Source organism: Ilumatobacter nonamiensis YM16-303 (assembly GCF_000350145.1).
GTDB classification, from domain to species: domain Bacteria; phylum Actinomycetota; class Acidimicrobiia; order Acidimicrobiales; family Ilumatobacteraceae; genus Ilumatobacter_A; species Ilumatobacter_A nonamiensis.
In genome coordinates, this window is record NZ_BAOL01000115.1 from 1 (window position 1) to 4,484 (window position 4,484).

Annotated in this window: 3 protein-coding genes; all 3 read right to left on the minus strand. The window is 67.0% G+C overall.

Annotation, left to right across the window (positions count from 1 at the left end):
* Window positions 1–49: 49 nt before the first annotated feature.
* Window positions 50–2,077, minus strand: a complete 2,028-nt coding sequence (locus tag ON45_RS12105; RefSeq protein WP_051062962.1) for an ABC transporter permease — start codon at window positions 2,075–2,077, stop codon at window positions 50–52.
* A 49-nt stretch (window positions 2,078–2,126) separates the two neighbouring features.
* On the minus strand, window positions 2,127–3,551 hold the full coding sequence (locus tag ON45_RS21460; RefSeq protein WP_051062963.1) for an ABC transporter substrate-binding protein: 1,425 nt from the start codon (window positions 3,549–3,551) through the stop codon (window positions 2,127–2,129).
* 177 nt (window positions 3,552–3,728) lie between these two features.
* The coding region (locus ON45_RS12120; protein ID WP_040494199.1) for a carotenoid oxygenase family protein at window positions 3,729–4,484 on the minus strand (756 nt) is incomplete at its 5' end.

Here is a 4,484-nt window from a genome sequence, read left to right on the forward strand (position 1 = left end):
GCGCACGGAGCGCGGGAACTGTTCACGAGTTGGCGATGGGGCGGTGGGGTTACACGGGGACGTCGAGGGCGGGGGACGACTGCTCGGCCGGGGCGGTGTCGACTTCGGTGGCCGCCTTCTTCTGAGCCTTCTTGGCTCTCGCGTCGGCCACGCCGCTGCGAATCGCCCCGGAGATGCCTTCGGGGTTCTGGATCGCGGTGAAGATCAGGAGGATGCCGCCGACGAACGCTTCCCACGCTCCGACCGCGTCGAAGATCCGGCTGGTCGTGTAGAACGCCACCCCCGACGCAGCGACCATGCCGGCCGCAACCGCGCCGCTCACGCTGGTGATGCCACCCAGGTAGGCGAACGCCAACACGGTCAACGACGCGAACACCCCGTACGACGCTTCGGACACCGCACCGAAGCGATAGGCCGTGAGCGTTCCCGCGACCCCGGCGATGAACGCCGACACCGTGAAGACCAACAGCTTGACCGTCACCGTGTTGATCCCGAGCGCGCTCGCGGCTCGTTCGTTCGAGCGGACGGCGAGCATCCGCCGCCCGGTCCCGCTGCGACGGATGTTGGCCACCATCAGCGCCAGGATCGACACGACCGCGACGAGGAGGAGGCCGAAGATCGGTCGCGACGTCTCGGTGCCGAGCACCAGACCGATGTCCCATCCGCCGATCTGAGGATTCGGAACCGTGGCCCCGCCCGTCGATGCGTCCCCGACGTATTTCGGGTTCTTGAAGATGAACTCCGAGATCGCGACGCCGCCCGCGAGCGTGACGATCGCGAGATTGGTGCCGCGCAATCGGAGCGCCGGGAGCGCGACGAGCGCGCCGAACACCGTGGCGATCAGCGCCGCGAGGATCGGAGCGATCGGAAACGGGACGCCCCACTGGACGGCGATCTTCGAGAGCGCGAACCCGGCGACGCCGGCGAATGCCATCTGGGCAAGCGACGTCTGTCCGCCGTACCCGGTCAACACGACGAACGAGAGCGCGAGCGCCACGGCGATCACGGTGGTCATGATCGCGCCGCGCCAGAGCGGTCCCAGGAACAGGATGCCGAGGCTCGCCGCCACGATCGGGAACCCGACGCTCAGCGGCGTGACTCTCGCCGCGGGAACGGCCGGCAGCTTCCAGTTGTCGACGGTGCCGCGGTCGGGGAGTCGATCTCCCCGGATGACCATCACCGCGATGATGATCAGGAACGGGATTCCTTCACGAGCGCCGAACTCGGGCCACCAGCTGAGGTCGATCTGCAGCTTGGTGAACATCGACTGCATCAGCCCGATGGCGAATCCGGTCGCGACCGTCGGAACGATCATCTGGAAGTTGCCGACCAGCGCCGCGCCGAGCGCCGGAATCAGGAACAGGAAGGTGAAGATCATCGAGCTGAGCGAGATCATCGGCGCCGCGAGGATGGCGACGAAGCCGCACACGACCGATGCGGTGACGAAACTCAGCGTGGCGAGGAGGTTGGGGGAGTATCCCAACAGCACGGCGCCCTTCTCGTTCTCGGCGGCCGCTCGAGTCACCAGTCCGAGGCGGGTGTAGCGCGAGATCAGCCACAGCCCGGTCGCGATCAGGATCACGATGAACGCCAGCCACAACCCGTCCCGCGGAACCGTGACGTCGTCCATGATCGTGACCGGTTCGCTCGGCAGGATTCCACCCACGCGAAAGCTGGTGTCGTCGGCGAAACGCCGGTCGACGAGCGAGATGAGCACGATCAGCAGGCCGACGCTCGCCACGACCTTCGCGAGCGCGGGAGCGTGGTACAGCGGCTTGAAGACGAGTCGATACACGAGCAACCCGAGCAATGCTGCTGTCGCCAGCGACAGCAGCATTGCCCAGATGAAGCCCACGTCGTCACCGAAGTGATAGCGCCCGGGAAGTCCCGGGATCGGGAACGGGTACGCCCCACGCCGGAGGTCGGCGTAGACGTAGGCGACCCACATCGCCATCGCTCCCTGCGCGAAGTTCACGACGCCGGATCCCTGGAAGGTGATCACCAACCCGAGACCCAGCGCAGCGATGATCGCTCCCGCTCCGCTGCCGAGCAGGAGGTAGTACAGGTAGTCGGTCATTCGGCGACAGCGGGAACGAGTGGGAGCAATCCGGAGAGGGCGTCAGGCATCACGGCAGGTAGGGGATGCTGTCGACCTTCTCGAGACCGGGCACCGTGAGCACCTCGCCGCTGTCGGTGTAGGCCGAGACCGGGTTGGTGTAGGCGCAGATCGCCGGGTAGTTCGGCGCGGCACCACACTGGATGTCCGCATCCGACGGTCCTCCCGGCCACACGGTCAAGCCCTCGGCGGTGCCGATGAAGTCGTAGATTCCGGCACCCGTCACCTCTCCGCCGGTGTCGGCGAGCTGGTTGCCGTAGGTGGCGACGGACATCATCGTGATGAACCCGAGTCCACCGAGCCCGAGTGCGGTCGGGTCGACGTCGGCCGGGTCGCCGCCCATCGCTGGTGCGAGCACCTCGCGGAGAATGTCCAGCTCGAGCCCCTCCTCCTCCGAGGCGATGCCGGCGAAGTTCCAGCCGAGTGCGTCGTCGCCGACCTCGGCGATCACTTCGCTGTCGGCGCAGATCGCCGTGGTGAGCACGGGGATCTCGATCCCCAATGCAGCGCGACCGCGCATCGTGCCGATGCACCCGGCGTCTGCGTAGAGCGAGATGAGCAGATCGGGATCGCCATCGGCCGCCTGGCGCATGAGCCCCTGGTAGCCGGCGTCGGTTTCGTTGTCTCCGCCCTTGACGACGGTGTACTCGATTCCTGCGATGCCGAGCGCGGCCTCGAGGCCCGCCAAGGTGGCGTTGGCGCCGACGTTGTCCGCACTCACGATGCCGACCGTTTCGGCACCGAAGTGGTCCACGGCGACGGCGGCCATGGTCCCGTTCGTGGTGACGTTGCCACCGGTCAGGTATCGGACGGGCGCCGTGTTGTCGATCGGCGTGAGCGGGAGCATCCCGACCAGCGGGGTGCCCGCCGCCTCGTACGTGGTGTAGTCGGGGAAGACGTCGAGTCCGATGATCACGAGTTCGACGTTCTTACCGGTCAGCTCCTGGGCGCATGCCTGGGATCCCTCGGGTGAACCGTTGGCCGTGCAGCTCTCGACCGTGATCGGGCGATCCCCGACCCCACCGTGCTGGTTGAGGTAGTCGGCCGAGGCGTTGATGAAGTTGCGGATGTCGGGGAAGTCGAGGCCGGGCACGCCCTCGGTGTTCACCAGCCCGATCACCATCTCCTCACCGGACGGTGGGCCGAGGTCCGGGAAGACGGTTGCCCAGTTCGTGTCGCTGCCGTCGTCGTCCTCGGGAGCTTCGGTGTCGTCCGGGGCCTCGGTCTCCGTCGGTGCCTCGGTGTCGGTCGGTTCCTCGGCGTCGTCGGGGGCTTCGGATTCCGTCGGAGCTTCGGTCTCCTCGGGGGCCTCGGTCTCCGTCGACGCCTCCGTGTCGTCGGGCGCCTCGGATGCGGCTGGTGCATCGGTGGACGACGCGTCGTCGTCACCGTCGCTGCTCGCACAGGACGCGGCCACCAGGGCGAGGGCGGTCACCCCCGCGATGAGCCCTGTGCGCCGGCGGCGGCGATTCGTTCGTGAATGCGATCGGTACATGTTTCCCCCAGTTGACGCTGCGGTCACCGACCGCTGCTGTTGTGTTGTGATCAGTGACTCTCGCGAACCGGCGACACGAAAGTCGCCTCGGACGGTCCCGCGGGACCGGTTCTCCGATCAGTCCGCCGTTGTTGCCGGCACCCAGTTGCCGTGGAACCCGAACGGCACTCGTGGCAGCGCGACCGTGGCCACGGGTTCGTCGTCCATCGTCGCCGCGTCGTAGATGGCGAACTCGCTCGACTCGGTGTTGGCGTCGAACACGTATGTCATCAGGTAGCCGTCGTCTTCGTTCGCCGCGTTGGCGCGCGGAACGAAGGATGATTCGCCGGGCAGTCGACCCGCGCCGACGTCGATGTTCGTGCGTGCGCCGGACTCGAGGTCGTACTTCAGGATCGAGCCGTTGGCGTTGAGTGGCTCCTCGAACGCCTTCGCTGCGGCGTTCGCCATCATGTAGCCGTAGCGGTGCTTCACCCCGACCTGCGCATCCGGAACGCGCGGGAACTCGGCGGGCGTGTCGTCGACCTGTTCGTCGGTGACGCGACCGGACTGGGTGTCGATCGTCCAACGATGCAGCGCCGGCTCGGGGAAGTCCATCGGGCCGTCACGCCAGATGTGGCTCAGCCGAGCGACGTCGATGACGATCTTCGCCCCGTCCTCGTAGGCGTTCATCGGATGAAACACGTAGCAGGGCTCGATGTCGAACCACTGCACCTGCGCGTCGTTGCCGTTGCGAGGCATCACGCCGAGGCGCGCGGCATAGTCGTCGCTCCAGCGGATCGGCATCTCGCCCTTCATCGCGAGCTCGAGGTCGAACACGGCGGGGAGGTCCATGAAGATCGCGTGGTTCCGGGTGACGTTGAAGTCGTGCATCAT